This is a genomic window from Bradyrhizobium denitrificans, from assembly GCF_013179005.1.
Lineage (GTDB): Bacteria > Pseudomonadota > Alphaproteobacteria > Rhizobiales > Xanthobacteraceae > Bradyrhizobium > Bradyrhizobium denitrificans.
The window spans coordinates 83,618-101,351 of record NZ_JABFDP010000003.1 but is presented as its reverse complement, the minus strand read 5'-3'; the positions used below and the strand labels follow the sequence as shown (position 1 = coordinate 101,351).

The following is a 17,734-nucleotide window of genomic DNA, read 5'->3' as shown; positions in this document are numbered from 1 at the left end:
AAGGAAGATCTGAAGGAGCCGACATTTTCAAACTCCGCGTTGCCTGACGGCGCGGCCCCATTGAGCAGAACAGTGATCTATTCCCATGCATGATGGCTTCGGTGTCCGGGAGCATCGTCATTTGGCAAGTATAGACCGGCACAGGGAGCAGATCTGGTCCGAACTGCTCACGTCAGACTACCAAATCCGGCGAGCGTCCTGCAGGGAACGGGCTGCGATTTCCGGCAGCGTCGCAGTAATGCGGGCAATAGGTGTGGGAGGGATCGAAGTCGAATGCAAGAGGCCAGAGACTACGACTACTCCACTCAGCAGTTGGAGCGTCAAACTGTCAACCGCTCCGGCTGGTCGAGAGCAGCTGTGTCGGGGGCAAATGACGGTATTCTCTCCACATCGGGCCTGATCATCGGTGTCGCCAGCGCGAACGGCAGCCGCGAGAGCATCCTGATTGCAGGTATCTCAGGGCTCGTTGCCGGGGCGATGTCGATGGCGTCAGGAGACTACGTCTCGGTCAGTACGCAGTCGGATGCCGAAACGGCTTACGTCGGCCGCGAGAGACGAGAGCTGGCCTCGGATGGCGCAGGAGAGACGAAGAAGTTGGCGGCCATCTACGTCCAGAGGGGGCTGGATCCGGCGTTGGCCTCGACCGTAGCTGGGCAGTTGATGGCTTATGATGCGCTCGGTACTCTTAGCCGCGATGAACTTGGGCTGTCGGACATGACCGCGGCACGTCCGATCCAGGCGGCGCTGTCGTTCGCAGCCGGTGGCATTCCTCCAGTGCTGATCGCCCTCACTGCCCCAGTCGGCTGGGAGGCCGTAGCGGTCTCCATTGTGTCGCTGGTCTTTCTGGTCGTCCTGGGCGCAATCGGCGCCAAAGCGGGGGAGCCGGAATGGTCAGCGCTGCCGTTCGCGTCGTGTTCTGGGGAGCTTTAGTGATGGCACTGACGGCAGGGATCGGCGCTGCATTTGGAGAGCGGCTCTGATATCGACCGATTGCTCTTGTGGACCTCCCATGAGGGCCGGTGACGCTCACGAGAAGAACAGCGCCCGGGACAGAATGCCACGTGCGTCGATCGTCCGAGCCCTCCTGCCTAGCCGAAGCCGGCGATAGTCAATATCATTGAAGAAATAATTTCCGGCAGTGTCAGATCGAATTCGCAGCTGGCTCAAAACTGAAGTCACGCGCGGCTTGCCGCGCGGTGTGGCTGTCGCCGCCAAGCTGTCGCGGCTGGTAAGGAGTGCTATGAGTCACGCCCGTTCGGCTGCCAACTCATTGCTGCCGTTTGCCAAGCCCCGAGTATATTGCGAGCGGCGCTCGGCTTCGACTTTGGTTGACGATGGCGTTGGAAATGGCTGGAGGCACCCATGAAAGGGCAAGACATGTTCAAGTCCAGACAATATCGCGCCGAAGCAGCCGAATACGGCAAACGGGCCAAGGAGGCGATCGATCCGGACGAAGGTCGAAAGCTTCAAGACGCGCAGGATCGTCTGGTCTCGCTCGCCGACAAAGAGCAGGGACTGGCGGACGGCTACCGCGATGCAGTTCACGCCGCCCGATCGGATCAACGTCACGGCGCAGAATTAGCAAGCGAAGGTGTCTTGGCGCGGCTATCATCATGCAATGGAATGCTCTGCCGACTGGGTTGCAGCGGGAGATCTTCGACACGGCGGGATCTGTCGGCAAGCTGCCGGAGACGGCGGAGCTCCGCGGTCAAATCGCCCGGTTTTTGCATAAGCACAAGGATGGCACGAATGCCGCAAAGTAGTTGCAGATCAGTTCCGCCTGGTCGATGAAGCTAAGGGGGCGCTCAGATGAAAGGAGAGGTTCCGACCGGAACAAGTCTTGGATTGCGGCAGATCATCGCTCTCCTGGGCAAACCGTAACCCAGAGGCGAACTCGCATTGGCGGGACAATAGTGGTCCGTGGATCACACAACGGTCTGCGAACTCGTTGACGGTTTCATCTCGACGATGTCGCCGGCTTCGACGTGGTCATTGATGGCGTTGAACTCTGCCGAATTGATCTCAAGAAGCCAGTGGCTCCATTCTCTTGGATGTCCTTCTGGAGCGACGGACTCACCGTCCGCCGTGTATCTGTACTTCGCTAGCGCTCCCATCGCTCGTTCCATTGCGACGCCGTCCCTGAGAGTGATCAAGCACCTCATCATTAACCTCCCCTGTCCGAGTTAAGGTGGCGCCCAATCGCAAAGTTCGTCGAAAGCTCCCCCGGGGCGGATGCCAAGGAGCACCCGATAGTCGAACGGCTCGGGGATACACCGCGGTTAGATTTATTGTCCTTGGCTGTTTCCTCGTCTAGCAATTTCAGCAAGGTCTTATGCCGGTCGTCATCGCGCTTCGGGTCACATTCGCTCTCGGCGATCAGACGCCGATACAGATCGATGTTTGCGTTGTGGATGTAATCGTGCATTGGCATGCTCTGCATCGAAACTGCATGCTGACACGACGCAGAGGGCTAAGTTGGTCAATATGGAACAGCTGCCAATTGTTTCCGATCTAGGAATAGTGCGCCCAGGCAAGCCTTCAATGGACCAGCCGGAATCCGGGTTTCGGTTCTGAGCATCCGTCGTCCGTCCAATCCGGCGAGTATCTCGCGCGCGAAAGAAGCTTGCGGCGAACCGGTCCGCCGCTGCTCCTCCATCTCGGTGCAGCGGCGAAGCAGGGCGGCTTCCGTGATCCGGCGCCGTGAGCGCTCGATCGCTATCCCTTGAGCAGGCCGCCGATCATCTTGCGATATTTCGGTCCGTAGGGCGGTCTGAACATCGCAATGATCTCGCTTCCGGTCTGGTGATACACGGCCTTCTCGTGGGAGAATTCGACGAAGCCGCGATGTCCATGATACGCGCCCATCCCGGAGGGCCCGATTCCCCCGAACGGCAGATCGGGCATCGCGATATGCCAGAAGATGTCGTTGATGGTCACGCCTCCCGCGTGGGTCCGCTCGAGCAGCTTTTCACTCTCGGCCTTGTCCGAGCCGAAATAATAGAGCGAGAGCGGCCGCGGCCTCGCATTGATCATGTCGATCGAGTCGTCAAACGTCCCGTAGCGCCTGATCGGCAGGACGGGGCCGAAAATCTCCTCCTGCATCACTGCCATGTCATCCGTCGCGTCGACAATCAGGGTCGGCGGCATGCGCCGGAATTGCTGTTGCGAGAAGTTTTCCTTTGCCGGATTGATCTCGACGATGCGGGCCCCCTTGGCTCGTGCATCATCGGTCAGCATCTGCAATCTCTCATAGTGCCGCTGCGTGATGATGGACGTGTAGTCCGGGTTGTCCTTAAGGGTCGGAAACATCTTCGCCACCGCCGTCGTTGCGGCCGTGATGAATGGCTCTACCCGGTCGTCAGGCGCCAGGACATAATCCGGCGCGACGCAGACCTGCCCGGCGTTGATCATCTTGCCCATCATGATGCGCGCCGCCGTCTTGCCGATGTCCGCGCTCCGGCCGACGACGACCGGACTCTTGCCGCCGAGCTCGAGCGTGACCGGCGTGAGATTATCCGCCGCAGCGCGCATCACATGGCGTCCGACATTGGTCGAGCCGGTGAAGATCAGATGATCGAAAGGCAGGCTTGTGAATGCGCTGGCGACATCCGGACCACCGAGAAAGGTCGAAATTTCGTCTTCGTCGAAATGGCTGTCGAACAGCTGCGCGACCAGGCCTCCGGTCGCCGGCGTGAATTCGGACGGCTTGAGCATCACCCTGTTGCCGGCGGCGAACGCGGCTGCGGCTGCGTCCATCATGAGCTGTAGCGGGAAGTTCCACGAGGTGACGATGCCGATCACGCCCTTGGGCTGGTATCTCACGGTGGAGCGCGCACCGAGCAGCGACAGGATGGGGGGCGATACCTTGCGCCGCTGCGGCCGCATCCACTTCGCGACATTCTTGTGCGCCTCTCGAAGCGGCTGCACCGAGCCCACGATATCGTAGAGCATCCCCATGTCGCGCGAGCGGGCTCCGAAATCGGTGTTCATGGCATCGAGCAACTCGTTCTTGTGCGTCAACACCATCGAGATCGCGCGCGCGATCCGGTCGCGGCGAAGCGATAATGACGGAGGACCAAGGCGCGTCTGCTCGGCCTTCTGCCGGTGGAGCGTGGCTTGCATTCGGGCCTTCGTCGCTTCGGTCGATGGGATCGCGGTCATGTTCATCGTCGTGGCCTCTTGTTCAAATCTGTTGGTCTACGAATGTCAGAGATCTGGAGGGGATACATCGCGCAAGTTCGCGATTGCGCTAATTGAACGCCACCGCGGTGCCCGACGCGAAGCGCTGGACCTGCACGCGGTGGGAGATTGCGACGTCCTCGGCAATCGGTGCTTCTTCGCGCGACAATGGTGGGCGCCCCCGCACCATATCGGCAGCCTTTTCAGCGATCATGATCGTCGCCGCGTTCGTGTTGCCGCCGACCAATGTCGGCATGACGGAGGCGTCAACGACGCGCAGCCGCCTCACCCCGCGCAGCGCCAAGTCCGGCCCGACCGGCGCGTTGGCGTCTGCGCCCATGCGGACGGTGCCGACAGGATGAAAGATGGATTGTCCCGTCTGGCGCGTCCACGCGTCGATCTCGGAGTCGGTCTGCACATCAAGGCCCGGATGCACTTCCGGCCCGCGATACATTCTCAAGGCGTCTTGCTGAACGATCTCGCGAACCATCCTCACACCGTCGCGGATCGTGCGCCGATCGGTCTCGGAGGAGAGATATCGCGGATCGATGATCGGCGCAGCGAAGGGATCAGGGGACGCCAGCCGCATCTCGCCGCGGCTCTCAGGGCGTAGCTGACAGACGTGAAGACCGAAGCCATGAGAATGGGTTTTCAGCGGCTGATGATTGAGGAGCATGACATTGGCGAAGTGCAACTGGATGTCAGGCCGATCCAGTTCTGTGCGGGACTTGAGAAACGCGCCGGCCTGAACGTGGTTGGTGCGTCCCTGACCGGTCCGGAACAGCAGATATTCCAGGCCCAGCAGAATCTTGCGATATCCCGTGATGAACGAATGAGCGGTGATGGGCTTGGTGCATCGATAGCTCATCACCACATCGAAATGGTCCTGCAGGTTCTGTCCTATCTCGGGGGCGTCGTGGACGACCGAAATGCCATGCCGCCGCAGCGCGTCGGCAGGACCGATGCCCGACAGCATCAGCAGTTGCGGACTCTGGAAGACCCCGGCCGAGAGGATCACTTCACGTCGGGCGCGCACGGTCTTCACGACCTTCATGCGACCGGACGCGTATTGCACGCCTCTGGCTTCGCCGTTCTCGATGATGATCTTCATCGCGTGGGCATGGGACAACACGGTGAGATTTCGCCGGTCCCGGATCGCCGGTTCCAGATAGGCCGATGCTGCGCTGCAGCGTTCGCCGTCTTTGATCGTGAGGTGGAACGGCCCGAGCCCCTCCTGCTGATATCCGTTGAAATCGCGCGTGACGGGATGGCCGGCCTGCCGTCCGGCGTTGATGAACGCGCGGTAGAGCGGATTGCCGTTCGGGCCAACCGAGACCCAGAGAGGGCCGCGGTCGCCCCGCCACGTGTCGCCGCCATTCTCGTTATGCTCGGCTCGCTTGAAATACGGCAACACATCGGCATAACCCCAGCCGGTCAGGCCGGTTTGCCGCCATTGGTCGTAGTCGCGCGCGTGGCCGCGTACGTAGAGCATGCCGTTGATGGCGGAGGATCCTCCCCAACCTCGTCCGCGCGGCTGATACAGACGCCGCGCGTCCAACGTGCCTTGAGGGACGGTCTGGAACATCCAATTCGCCGGTCCCTTCTGCATGAAGATGTCGCCTATGGCCGCCGGCATTCTCAGCATGAGGGATTTGTTTCGGCCCCCCGCCTCGAGGATCGCAACCTTGACGTTCGGATCTTCCGTCAAACGGTTCGCCAGAACGCATCCCGCACTCCCGGCACCGACGATGACATAGTCGAACTCTGCCTCGTGTTTCGGCATTTTCTCGTCTCCGCCCATTTTGTTTTTGTTGGTCTGCTAGACCAGGTCGCGACGTTGCGCGTTAGTCTTGATGTCAAGAGTGACCAGGAAAGTGCAACCGTACATAGCGAACATTCGCTATTGGCCGGCCGGCGGATGTTCGACATCCGAAGTTGTGCGAGATCGCGCGCCCATGATCGCGGGCGGCGGTGGGCTTGCCATCACCTCCGGCTGCGAATAGGCTGTACGATCATGCGAGGTAACCAGCTGACGCTGGTCGGTAGATCATCCGGGGAGCGATGCCGCTGCAGTGGTTCTGAGCGGTCGCATGGTCATCCGGCCCGATCGCGCGAGAGACCAGCATCGGCAGCGTCGGGTGGTACCTCTTCATTGCCGACGAAGGAGCGCGGTCGTGAATCGAGATGCGGCCTGTTTTCGCCAGCAGCAAACGTTGCGGGCGTCCTTGCTCGATGCTCGCGGCGCCATCTCTTTCGCGCCAGCGCGTGACCTGGCTGCACATATGTTGTTGGCGATCGATGATGTGACCTTGGCGGGCAATATTGCCGCGCAATGGTTGCTGGAGCGCGTGCAGGGCGAGCGCGTCGACGGCAATATCGGCAGTCCGTCCGATGCAGTCTATGTCTGCGGACGCTGGGAAAGCGCCTTGCTGGGCTGCGACGCTCGGAGTGCAAAGGGGACGACGCTCGATAATTCCGATCCCGGGATGCGGCAGCTTTGGAACGCCGACGCTCCTGTCGTGCTGGAGGTGGTCGCGAGCGCGGCGGGAATGAGTCGGTCCGCGCGTGCCGCACTCCTGGCCACCGGCACCAAGACGAAGATGATCATGCCCATGAGGGGCGACGACGGGCGGCCGTTCGGTCTCATGTCCGTTGACCGGCTCACGCGCGCCAGCCGTGGATGGGAGATCGCCTTGGTCGATCTGTTCAGGTCGGTGCTGCACGAGGTCGTTTCGCCGATTCTTGCGGCGTCGAAGTCGCTGCAGGACGACGCCGCCCCGCAGCCGATCGCTTTGACCAGCATCTCCGGGCAATTGACGGAAGCGGAGATCCGGGTTGCGCGTCTCGCCGGGAAGGGAATGGGCTACAAGGAAATCGCGCGCGACCTCCGGCGCTCGGTTCACACCGTCGATCATCAGTTGCGCAGCATCAGAACGAAGCTGGGCGTTCCGAGCCACGCCAAGCTGGTCCAACTCCTGTCTCGTGAGCTGCGCTTGCCGGCATTGGCTCCAACAGTATCATCATAGCCGCAGCTTGATGTCAGGGCGCCGGCGAGAAGGCGCCAGAGACCGCGCGGCTGGGCGGCTTCGATCCGTATCGCTCTGTTGCTCGATTCTGCACGGCCGGTCGCCGACCTCGCGCACGGATGGACTTGCTGCCGCGCGCCACGACGGCGGTCAGGCGATGAGATCGACGGCCACACCGTTCGCGTCGATCAGATGAACGCGATCGATCCCGGCGCGCGGCATGACCGCGCGGATGTCGGTTTCCGGCATGATGCTGAATGCGGTGGATAGCGCATCTGCGGCGGTGGCATCGGCGGCCACGGTTGCCACGCTGCGATAGGAATGTGCGCAGCCGCCGCTCTGCGGATCGAACAGATGGTTGAAGCGGCCCTGAGGGTCGAAACGGAAGCCATAGGCGCCGGATGTCGATACGGCCCGGTCGATGACGGCCAGCATCTCGGCCGTGCGACCGGCGACGTCCGGATCCTCGATCGCGACGTCCCAGGGGTGTCCGTCCGGCCGTGTCCCGATGGCCCGCGCCTCGCCCATGTCGACGAGGCTCTGCCGCACCCCCTGGCTGCGCAGGAGATCAACGATCCTGTCGGTGACATAGCCTTGTGCGATGCCGTTCAGGGTAATCGCAGTGCCTTGCGGCATGACGATCCGATCCCGGCTCGCCGTGAGCCTGTGATAGCCGACCCGTGCCAGCGCCTCGCGGATCGCCGCCCGCTTGGGGCCGTCGGGATCCGCATCGGGGCGCGCGAAGTGATCGGCATAGAGCGTCCACAACGGCTGAACCGTGGGATCGAAGCGGCCCTCGGTTAGGACAGCATAGCGCTGCGACAGCGTGAGAATGTCGACGAGCTCGGGCGCCGGCTCGACGAGCACGCCGGTGCGGTTCAGCGTGACCAGCGCGGAGTCCGGGAGATAGAGGCTGAACAGCCGTTCCAGCCGGCGTGCTTCGGCGACCGATCGCGCGATCAGCCGTTCGGCTTCCGCGCGATCCGGGTGGTGCAGCTTCATGGTGGCGACGGCGCCGAGGAGGGTGCCGCGCCATTCGACCAGGCCGCTCATGTCCTGGGCGGCATCGGTGGCGCGCGGAGCCAGCGCAAGTCCGGCCATCGCGGCACTGATACGGATGAAGCGTCGTCGCGAGAGGTGATGGGTCATCAGCGTCTGCTCAATTGCTGTCTTTGGGGTCCGGCTTGGTTGCGCCGTCGCGATCATCCGCCGAGCTCAGCACATAGTCGCGCGGCACCTCGGCAAAGCCGACGATGCGGCCGCCATGCTCGGCGACGAAGCGCTCGGCGGCGCTCCGAGCGGAGAACGGCACCGCCTCGTCGCTCCCCATGCCGCTCTTGAGCCGGCTGCCGATCACGAACACCGCTTTGCGCGCTTCGACCCAATTGTCGGCGCCGGGATTGTCCCAGCTCACCGCCTTCGCCATGTCGGAGACGTAGATGGCCTGGATATCCTTGGGCTCGTCCGGCAGCATCGTGAAGGCGATGGCGTCGCGCGCGGAGGAGAACCACACCGGCTCGATCAGGCTGGCGGCGAAGATCTGTCCCTTGGGCCCGGAATGCTCGAGCAGGTTCATGCCGCAATAGTGGCCGATTGCCTCCGCGCTCAGCTTGATCGGCGGCGGCGGGGCGGCGGCCTGTTTGTCGTTGCAGCCGGCGAGCACGAGGGCGACGCCAACGGCGCAGGCGCGAGCAAGACGCTTCATAGCTCCCTCCGGGAAAAGGCGAGCGCAGCGCCGGCGAGCGGGACCAGAATCCAGAGGACGAGCGCGGTGAGCAGCGCCTGCACCGACAGCGTGCTGCTGCCCGCGAGCCCGGCCATTCCGGAGAACAGGCTGACATTGGCGAAGCCGGTCAGGTTGAACAGCCGGTAGGCGTCGGTCGGGTTGAGCAGCAGCAGCGCGTTGAGCATGCCGCCGGAGATGTTGCGGCCCTGGTCGAGCACCAGCAGGCCAAGCAGCGCCATGTCGTAAATCAGCACCAGCGCCAGCCACAGCCCGATGCACAGCCCCGCGGCGGTGCCGCGGTCGCGCACCACGGCGCTGACGAGATAGCCGATCGCGACAAACACCGCACCGAGCAGGATGGATGAGCCGATCATCGCGGCGAAGGCGGCAAGCCCCTCGCTGTCGAAGCTGCTGCCTGTGATCGGCAGCGCCGCAGCTGCTGCGCCGTACCCGAGGCAGGTTGCGAAAGCGAGCACGGCGAGATGGCCGAGGAACTTGCCGAGCAGCACCTGCCACCGCGCCACCGGATAGCTCAGCAGCAGCAGCATGGTGCCGCGCTCCATGTCGCCGACGATGGCGTCATGCGCGATCAGCAGCGCGATCAGCGGGATCAGGAAGATCGTCAGGCTCGACAGGCTGACGATGACCACATCCAGCGCACGGGCGCCGACCGTGCCGGTCGGGGCGCTGCCGAGGAAGGTCAGCGATAGCGCGAGCCCGGCCAGCAGCAGGGTCGCCGCCAGCACCCAGCGATTGCGAATTGCCTGCTGGATTTCCTTGGCGGCGATGGTGATCACGCTGTTCATTGCGGGCGCTCGGCGTGGCGCAGGAAATGCGCGTAGAGTTCGTCGAGATTGGGCGGAATGAGCTCGAGATCCTGCACGGCGGTGCCGTCGGCGGTCGCGCTGCGCAGGAGCTCGATCTTCTCGTTCGGCGCCGCGTCGATCTCGACGATGTGGCCGTTGATCCGGCGATACGAGGCGGTCGCGGGCAGCCAGGCTGGCCGGCCCGCTGGCGGCAGGTTGGCGACTTTGACCCGGATGCGCGTCGGCAATCGCGCCAGCCGGCGCAGCTCCTCCAGCGTTCCATCGGCGACCTTGAGGCCGCGGTTCATGATGATGACGCGGCCGGCGCGCTCCTCCAGTTCGGTCAGCGCGTGCGACGACAACAGCACGGTGGTGCCTTCGGCGGCGAGCTTCTGGATCACGTCGTAGAAGGTCTGGCGCAGCTCCGGGTCGAGGCCGGTGGTCGGCTCGTCGAGCAGCAGCACCCGCGGGCGGCCGATCAGCGCCTGCGCCAGGCCGAGACGCTGGCGCATGCCCTTGGAGTAGGTGTTGACGCGGCGCTTCGCCGCGTCGCCGAGACCGACGATGTCGAGCAGCGCCAGCGCCTCCTGCACCGGCTCACGCTTGAGGCGGGCGTAGAAGGTCTGCGTCTCCCGGCCGCTGAGAGCGGCGTCGAAGGCGACGTTCTCCGGCAGATAGCCGAGCTGCCGACGGGAGGAGAATTCGCCGGCGGCTGGATTCTCCCCGAGCACGGCGATGGTGCCGCGGGTGGGGCGGATCAGGCCGAGCATCATCTTCATCAGCGTCGTCTTGCCGGCGCCGTTGTGGCCGATCAGAGCGACCATCTCGCCCGCGGCGAGGTCGAACGACACGCCCCTCACGGCCTCGACCTTGTTGTAATGCTTGATCACGTCGGCGATATGGATTGTCGCGGTCATCGGGCCTGGCTCTCCGGAGCGGTGCGGCGCGCCGGCGGCGCCATCAGAGGATGGCTGTCGACGACGCCGCCGGGCAGGATCGCGGGAAACTGCGCCTGTGCCCAGCGGATCACCTGCACCGCGGGGCTATTGATCAGGACCTTGGCGGCCGGCGCCGTCCACAACACGCGGTCGATGAGATCGTTCGGACGATAGGCGGCGTCGGCGACGCCGTCGCCATTGAGATCGAAGCCGGGATTGTCGCTCCAATAATTGCCGCGGCCGTTCTTCGACCAGTCGAGATGACGGCTGCCGACATATTTGATCTGGCTGGCATTGCCGACGAAGGCGTTGCCGCGGATGTCGTTGCCCTCGGAGCCGGCGGTGAAATGGACGCCGATCTCGCAGCCTTCCAGCCAATTGTCGAAGATCCGGTTGTTGTTGGTATTGTAGATGAACACGCATTTCTCTGGACCCGGCCGGACGCCGGAGCCCGCGCCGACCGCGCTCTTCTCGGTCTGCGGCATGCCTTCATCGGAGCCGCGGTTCTCCGCGGTGGCCCAGCGCTCCGCTGGCTGCAGGCCGCCGATCACGCTGTTGCCGGAGATCTGCGAGCCGTTGGTTGCGTTGAACAGCAGGCCGCGATCGCGATCATGATCGGAGACGTTGCCCTTCACCACCAGGTTCTTCGAGAACATCATCGCATAGCCGATGATGTTGCGGGTCGAGATGTTGTCGGAGATCTCGCTGTCATTGGCGTACATGTCGTGGACCGCGAAGCGCAGGTCGCTGAAGCGATTTCGGCTGAAGAGGTTGTTGCGGCTGGTGATCACGAACACGCCGTCGCGGCCGTAGCGGATGTCATTGTCGACCACCTGGGCGCCGGGCGCGTTCCACACCGACACGCCATTGCCGACGCCGCCCGGCTGCGTGCCGCGCCGTCCGATGATGCTGTTGTGGCGCACCATGGCGTTGGCCGCGCCGTGCAGATAGACGCCGAACAGATTGTCCTCGAGCCTGTTATGCTCGATCAGCGTGTCGTGCGCGGACTGCTCGACGAAGATGCCGGAGTCCATCTGCTCGAGCGAGCGGCCGGAGCCGCCGATGGCGAGGCCACGTATCACGGTGCCCGGCGCGGTGACGGTGATGACGCTGCCCTGGCCCTCACCGGTGATCACCGAACCGGCCACGCCGCTCAGCGTCAGGCGGTGGGTGAGCCGCAGGGGCCCGCGATAGGTGCCGGGCGCCAGCATGATCTCGTCGCCGTCAGCGGCGCTATCGAGAACGGCCTGAAGGTCAGGGGTGCCGGCTGCGACCCGCAGCGTCGCTGCGGTCGCGCGGCAGGGAAGGCCGGCGGCGATGAGCGCCGCCAGCCCCAATGTCAGGATATGGCGCATGCGCCGCATCGCCTCACGCGTTCCGCGGCGAGACCAGCATGCGTCCGCGCATTTCCATGTGCATGGCGTGGCAGAACCATGTGCAGAAATACCAATAGACGCCGGGCTTGTCGGCGATGAAGGTCACCGACGAGGTCTGCTGCGGGTCGATCTCCATGTTGACGCCGTAGTTGACGATGCAGAAGCCGTGCACGAGGTCCTCGACGTCGTCGATATTGGTGACATAGACCGTCACCTCGTCGCCCTGCTTGACCTCGAACTTCTCGAGCGCATAGGCGGGCGCGCTGGACCACATGTAGACGCGCACCTTGTTGCCGTCGCGGATCACCTTGGCGTCGCTCTCCAGGGTGACGCCGTCGGCGGCGGCCTGCTTGCGCGCATCGGCGAAGAACGGGTCGTCACGCTTCCAGATCGAGGTCACGCGGCCCTCAAGCTTGGAGCGGTGCACGATCACTGCGTCGTGCGGCTCGGCGAAGCTCGGGCCGTCATGCACCAGTTCCATCTTGTCACCGGAAATGTCGATCAGCTGGTCGTTCTCCGGCTTCAGCGGACCGACATTCAGGAAGCGATCCTTGGAGAACTTGTTCAAGGACAGCAGCCATTTGCCGTCGGCCTCCCGCGTTTCGCCCATCGAGGCGTGGTTGTGGCCGGGCTGATAATGGACGTCGAGCTTCTGGATGATCGGGTTCACTTTCTCGCCCTTGAACGCGCGCTTGGCGAGATCGAGGCTCCATTTGCAGACCTGGCTGTCCAGGAACAACGTCGTGTAGGCGTTGCCACGGCCGTCGAAGGCGGTGTGCAGCGGCCCGAGGCCGAGCTCGGGCTCGGCCACGATGATGTCGCGCGGCTTGATCTTGTCGTCGAACAGGCTGTCGATCAGGCGAACGTCCATCACCGTGACCGTCGGCGCCAGCTTGCCATTGGCGACGACGTGGATGCCGTCCGGCGCGGTGTTGAGACCATGCGGGCTGTTCGACACCGGCACGTAACGGGTATAGGGCGAGCCCTTGCGGCCGTCGATGACGGGAACGCCGTTCATCTCCTTGATGTCGCCCTTCTTGACGGCGTCCTCGATGCGCTTGATGTTGAAAATCGTCACCCAGTCCTGCTCGCTGGCCGTCATTTCGGCCAGGGTCACGCCTTTCTCGGAATTGTAGCAGGTCGCGAAGGCGTATTTGCCCTGGTAGTCGCAATCGGTGTTGTCGAGATTGCCGTCGACGATCACCTGCCAGGCGACCTTCATGGTGTCGCCGTCGACGGCCGAGAAGATCGACCAGTATTTCGACTTGTCGTCGAGCACCTTGCCGTCGTTCGGCAGCGGCACCTCATATTCGCCGTTGCAGAACAGATAGCCGGTGCGCGGAAACTTCTGCGGCCGCATGCCGTGGATCGTGTACTGGTTCGGCAGCTCGATGATCTTGTCGCACTTCATGACGTCGGTGCGAATGCGGGCGAGGCGGGTGTTGGCCTTGTCATTGATGAAGACGTAACGCCCGTCATAGGTGCCGTTGGTGAACGACATGTGTGGATGGTGGCAGTCACCATTCATCCAGATGCCGAGCCTGTCCTTGAGCCGCTCGCGCGTCTCCGGCAGCAGCCCCTCGGTCATGATCTTGCGGCTCTCATTGGTCTGGCCCCAGCCGGTGGCGCTGCAGCGGTTGAAGACGGGGACGCGCATCAGTTCGCGCATCGAGGGCATGCCGACGATGCGGAGCTCGCCGGTCTGGCCTGAGGAGAAGAACACGTAGTAATCGTCAAGCTGGCCCGGCGCGACTTCCGCCTTGCCTGGGGCTGGCCGCGGCTGCGCTGCGGCCGGCGTGGTCTCGATCGTCTTGGTCAGGCCGATGCTGCCGGCCACGCCGGCCGCACCGAGTGCGGCCGTGCCGACGATCTGCCGGCGGCTGAGTTTGGTCTGGTCGTCGTCGTGCGCCATCGTGGTCTCCTTATGATGGACGGGTGAGATCGGGGGGCTGGACCGGGGCCGTCAGCGGCCGGCCGGCATGCGTGACCAGCGTCTTCTGGCCGGACTTGCGCATCGACGGCGATGACATCGCCTCGAATTTCTCCCGCTTGAGCCGGACCTGGATCATGTGCGGGCAGCGCTGGTCGTCGTAATAGAGCTCCTGGCAATGCATGCAGTAGATGCACTCATTGACGTTGATGTGCCCCTCGGGATGGATCGACTGCACCGGGCATTCCTTGGCGCAGCGCTGGCAGGGCGAGCCGCATTCCTTCCAGCGGCGCAGCCATTCGAAGGTGCGGATACGTCCGGGAATGGCGAGTGCGGCGCCGAGTGGGCACAGGTAGCGGCAGAAGAACCGTTCGATGAACAAGCCGATGCCGAGCAGCGCCGCCGCATACAGCACGAACGGCCAGCTGCGCGCGAATTTCAGGATGATCGCGGTCTTGAACGGCTCGACCTCGGCGAACTGCTCGGCGAGCGCGACCGAGTACAAGGACAAACCGAACAGGCCGAGGAAGATGATGTATTTGATCGGCCAGAGGCGCTCATGCAGGCCCCAGGGCACCGTGATCTGCGGCACCTTGAGCCATTTCGCCGCCGTGTTTGTCAGCTCCTGGAGCGCGCCAAACGGACATAGCCAGCCGCAGAACGGTCCGCGGCCCCAGAACAGCAGGCCCGCGGCGGTCGCGGCCCACAGGATGAAGATCAGGGGAGCGGCGAGAAAGAACTCCCAATGGAAGCCGCTCAGCAGCGCATTGGTGAAGGTGAGGATGTTGACCACTGAAAGCTGGGCATTGGCGTACCAGCCGAGCCAGACCAGCACGAACAGCAGGTAGCTCCGCCGTACCCAGGTGAAGAGCAGGGGCCGGCGCACCAGCACGTTCTGGAAGAAGAAGATGCCGGTGAGCACGGCCAGTGCCAGTGCAGTGATGCCGACCGACACGGTTTGCGAGCGCCAGATGCGCATCCACAGCGGCTCTTCAGCGTCCTCGGCCGACTGTTGCGCCCTACTCGTGGCAGGCAGCGGCGCAGGCGCATTCGCGGCCGGCGGAGCAAGCGGCGCCTGTCGCTTCAGATAGGCGTCGGGCAGCGTGTAATTGACGTCGAACGAGAGGAACGCCTTGTCACGGCTGCCGGTGGTCCGCTGGACCAGGAGTTGAAGCTGCCATGGCTCGGCCGGGTCGAGCGTGAATTCGGACGGCGTGACGAACAGTCCGATCTCGCGCAATGCCGGCGCACCGTTGGCTTCCAGCGCGCCCAGCCGCATATGATTCTTGTCGCGGAATCGCGTGCTGGCGCCGTCCTGCAGCACTTCGATGCGATCGAAGATGCCGCCGCGGACATAGGCCGAGCCCTTGAACGAGTAGACGCCGTCTCCTGCGACGAGGATGGCCTGCTGGCCCGGCTGCAGCCGGTCTTTCAGCCGCTGATAGCCCTCCTCGCCGAGCAGGCTGCGGCCGATCGACGGCACGCTGGCCAGCGCGACATAGAGGTCGATGAACGTGTCGTCCGAATTGCCGGGCTCCGGATTTTGCGCGGCTACCGTATTGCCCGATTTTGCGAACGCGTCGTTGACGTCGCCGATGCTGAGATGCAGCCGCCGCACCGAGCCGTCGCCAAGCAGGCTCGTCCAGTCGCGGATCTCGCTCTTGTCGGGATCGACCGTCTTGACCACGCTCGGCGGTGTAGTGACCGCGCCTGCCGGGTTGCTCCCGCCGATCCGGCCGCTGCGGATCAGGCGCATGGCGGCGCGGACGATGCTGTCGTGCATCACCAGCACGGTCACAGTGGCGCCGGAGATGATGTCGGCTTGCGGCGCATGCTCCGCGCCTTGCGCGATCGGCGTCATGTCCTTGCCGAGCAGGCCGTTGAGCGCGGCAATGATGCGCGGCTCGGGAATGCCGATCAGCACGATCGGCTCCTTGTGGTCGACCAGCTTCAGCCCGGTGATAACGCCCTTGGGCGCGATGCCGACGAGAATATTGATCGGCTTGCCGGAATAGCCGACGGCATTGGCGAAATCGGAATTGAGGTAGACATGGCCTTGGAGCTGATCGCCGCGATAGACGGGCACGATCGGCGGCTCGCCTTGCGGTGCGCCGAAACGATCCGCGCCGGGAAAGAACTCGCTTGGCGTGATCTTTGAGAGATAGTTGGCGAGATCTCCGACCGCATGCGCTGGCCACGGCGCTGCCAGCGTGCAGAGCGCGATCAGGACCGCCAGGATCATTGCAGCCATAGGTCCTCGATTGGTGGCGACATCACTCGCAACCATGATCACCTCAAGCGGAACCCTCGCCCCGCGAAGGACGCGCATTCCAATCAGTTGTCGTGTTGGGAAGGGAGGATCGTCGTCGTTGACATCCTCGGCGCAAATCGAGCCAACCTAAATTGACTCCTGATCGTGCGCCCTGTCTAGTGGGTTGCAATCTCACGAACGTTGCGCTGGATCAAACACGCCGCGGCATTCGGACGTCGTCGTCTCAAACAGCGGCGTCTCAGAGCCCGTCTTGGGCAAGGTCGTCAAAGCAGGCTGACGTCATGTTGTTGTCACGAACCCTCTTGCTGAAGTCGGAACCCGCCGGGAACCTTGCCTCGCTTGACGAGCTTTTTGCGCTCGCGAATGCGATGGAGCGGGAGGCGGCTGATCGCTACACGGCGTTGAGCGAAGAGATGCAGCGCCAGGGACGTCGCGATCTGGCCGAGGTCTTTGCCCGCTTGGCTGCGGCCGAACGTGAGCACGTCGACAGCGTGGCGCGGTGGTCGACGGCGCGCACGGGACACGCTCCCGATGCCGCGCTGGTGCGATGGCGCGCGCCCGAGACGTTCGAGCCGGAGGCGGCGAGCGAAATTCACGGCTCGCGCCTGATGACGCCGTATCGTGCGCTGGCCATGGCGGTGCGCAATGAGGAGCGCGCCTTCGCGTTCTGGTCCTACGTCGCCGCGTTCACTGACAATGCGGACGTCAAGACAGCGTCCGAGGCCATGGCGCGCGAGGAGCTTGGCCACGTCGCGACGCTGCGCAAGGAGCGGCGGCGCGCTTATCACACGGAGAACGAAGGCGGGGGAACGACATCCGACGGAGAGCCCGTCGATGCGCGTCAGCTGGAGGCGCGGCTTGCGGAGTTGCTCGAGGCCATGGCCGCTCGCTCGGCGAGCCGCCCGGCCGAGCGTCTCCATGAGCTTGCGCAGGAGGCCTCCAGAATGTCGGCGGAGATCGCCGGTCTGGTGCAATTGCCGGCCGCTCTCGTTCAGGCAGAGTCGACGGTGATCGCGGAGGCGCTGGTGGACGCCTATCTGGACCATGCCGAGCGCGCGACCGATCCCGAGCAGCTCGATCGGTTGCAGCGACTTGCGTCGCGGGCGATCGCGCGACTGGCGTGGCTGCGATCTCTCGGCTGAGCTCCGCGGCCTATGCCGCATGTGCACGTTACTTGACCCTCACGCGCAATCCGGAAGCCTGGCCTGCGTCGTCGTGAGCCGCGATCGGTATGTCAATCCGCTTCCGCATCTGATGTCCGGAGCCGCGCGGGGCTGGCCGGTCTCGACCCGCGTCGAGATGGCGCACGGCCGTCGCTCCCGGGCGCAGCTGCGCTGGTATAATGAATGCGTAGCGGTAGTTCGGCGGCCCGTATGATTGATGGGGCGTGAATGTCTGCGACCAACTGATCCAATTGCTCCTCCCGAACGTTTATGGCAGTTGAAATTTTGTGGTCGCAGTCGATCGATAGGATAGCAATG

Annotated in this window: 12 protein-coding genes and 1 pseudogene; 3 read left to right on the top strand and 10 right to left on the bottom strand. The window is 63.8% G+C overall.

The window, feature by feature from the left end; genetic code table 11:
* Positions 1-273: 273 nt before the first annotated feature.
* Positions 274-980 (top strand): annotated as a pseudogene (locus tag HL671_RS03945) (VIT1/CCC1 transporter family protein).
* A gap of 265 nt (positions 981-1,245) precedes the next feature.
* Here HL671_RS03945 and HL671_RS03940 read toward each other — a convergent pair.
* From HL671_RS03940 to HL671_RS03925, 3 genes are all read right to left on the bottom strand, one after another.
* A complete protein-coding gene (locus tag HL671_RS03940) occupies positions 1,246-1,545 on the bottom strand; it encodes a hypothetical protein (protein ID WP_172235664.1) in 300 nt (99 codons plus the stop codon).
* A 1,170-nt stretch (positions 1,546-2,715) separates the two neighbouring features.
* Complete coding sequence (locus tag HL671_RS03930; RefSeq protein WP_172235662.1) at positions 2,716-4,167, bottom strand: coniferyl aldehyde dehydrogenase; 1,452 nt, start codon at positions 4,165-4,167, stop codon at positions 2,716-2,718.
* An 82-nt stretch (positions 4,168-4,249) separates the two neighbouring features.
* Positions 4,250-5,962 carry a choline dehydrogenase gene (locus tag HL671_RS03925; RefSeq protein ID WP_172235661.1) on the bottom strand — a complete coding sequence of 571 codons (1,713 nt, stop codon included), beginning with the start codon at positions 5,960-5,962 and terminating at the stop codon, positions 4,250-4,252.
* Between the two features lie 307 nt (positions 5,963-6,269).
* Here HL671_RS03925 and HL671_RS03920 point away from each other — a divergent pair, with 307 nt between their 5' ends.
* Entirely contained in the window at positions 6,270-7,205 is a 936-nt protein-coding gene (locus HL671_RS03920; RefSeq protein WP_172235660.1) for a helix-turn-helix transcriptional regulator, read from the top strand.
* A gap of 150 nt (positions 7,206-7,355) precedes the next feature.
* Here the strand turns inward: HL671_RS03920 and HL671_RS03915 are convergent, their stop codons facing one another.
* Genes HL671_RS03915 through HL671_RS03885 form a run of 7 tightly spaced genes read right to left on the bottom strand, consistent with a single transcriptional unit; the run spans position 7,356 to position 16,232 of the window.
* Positions 7,356-8,354 (bottom strand): FAD:protein FMN transferase, encoded by a 999-nt coding sequence (locus HL671_RS03915; RefSeq protein ID WP_172235659.1) that lies wholly within the window; start codon positions 8,352-8,354, stop codon positions 7,356-7,358.
* Positions 8,355-8,364: 10 nt separating this feature from the next.
* Positions 8,365-8,910 (bottom strand): nitrous oxide reductase accessory protein NosL, encoded by a 546-nt coding sequence (locus HL671_RS03910; RefSeq protein WP_012045900.1) that lies wholly within the window; start codon positions 8,908-8,910, stop codon positions 8,365-8,367.
* A complete protein-coding gene (locus HL671_RS03905) occupies positions 8,907-9,737 on the bottom strand; it encodes an ABC transporter permease (protein ID WP_172235658.1) in 831 nt (276 codons plus the stop codon). Before HL671_RS03905 ends, HL671_RS03910 begins: the two co-directional genes overlap by 4 nt.
* Entirely contained in the window at positions 9,734-10,654 is a 921-nt protein-coding gene (locus tag HL671_RS03900) for an ABC transporter ATP-binding protein (RefSeq protein ID WP_172235657.1), read from the bottom strand. The genes HL671_RS03905 and HL671_RS03900 overlap by 4 nt, the downstream gene beginning before the upstream one ends.
* Positions 10,651-12,039 carry a nitrous oxide reductase family maturation protein NosD gene (locus tag HL671_RS03895; protein ID WP_172235656.1) on the bottom strand — a complete coding sequence of 463 codons (1,389 nt, stop codon included), beginning with the start codon at positions 12,037-12,039 and terminating at the stop codon, positions 10,651-10,653. The genes HL671_RS03900 and HL671_RS03895 overlap by 4 nt, the downstream gene beginning before the upstream one ends.
* Positions 12,040-12,043: 4 nt before the next feature.
* Positions 12,044-13,963, bottom strand: coding sequence for a TAT-dependent nitrous-oxide reductase (gene nosZ, locus HL671_RS03890; protein WP_012045896.1), 1,920 nt, complete (start codon positions 13,961-13,963; stop codon positions 12,044-12,046).
* 10 nt (positions 13,964-13,973) lie between these two features.
* Positions 13,974-16,232, bottom strand: coding sequence for a NosR/NirI family protein (locus HL671_RS03885; protein ID WP_244424156.1), 2,259 nt, complete (start codon positions 16,230-16,232; stop codon positions 13,974-13,976).
* Positions 16,233-16,534: 302 nt separating this feature from the next.
* Between HL671_RS03885 and HL671_RS03880 the strand changes: the two genes are divergently transcribed.
* Positions 16,535-17,395 carry a ferritin-like domain-containing protein gene (locus HL671_RS03880; RefSeq protein ID WP_012045894.1) on the top strand — a complete coding sequence of 287 codons (861 nt, stop codon included), beginning with the start codon at positions 16,535-16,537 and terminating at the stop codon, positions 17,393-17,395.
* Positions 17,396-17,734 lie beyond the last annotated feature (339 nt).